The organism is Pantoea sp. E956-1 (genome assembly GCF_982223955.1).
Window position 1 is genome coordinate 1 of sequence record NZ_CEUYZP010000140.1, and the last position, 255, is coordinate 255.

Here is a 255-nt window from a genome sequence, read left to right on the forward strand (position 1 = left end):
TAAACATCAGAGGAAGTAAGAAAAGAAATAGTACCAAACGTTTTGATACATCCATGTAATGTAATTGAAGTTAAGATTTAAAATAGCAATCACGCCTCCACAAGCAAAAAAATGGCCAAATAATGAGACTGGCACCCAGCGAAATATAGCATCAAATGTCACGTCAAAATTCTTATCTCTATTTAGAAATCCAAAGCAACAATGAATTAGTGAAATAAACAGAATTGAAAGCCCAAGGTAGGCCACACCTTCTCC

At 34.9% G+C, this 255-nt stretch carries 1 protein-coding gene; it reads right to left on the reverse strand.

Going from position 1 to position 255, the window contains the following annotated elements:
* Positions 1-6 precede the first annotated feature (6 nt).
* Positions 7-255, reverse strand: a 249-nt coding sequence (locus AC0T7J_RS25660) for a hypothetical protein (RefSeq protein ID WP_473798652.1), incomplete at its 5' end; no start/stop codon positions are given.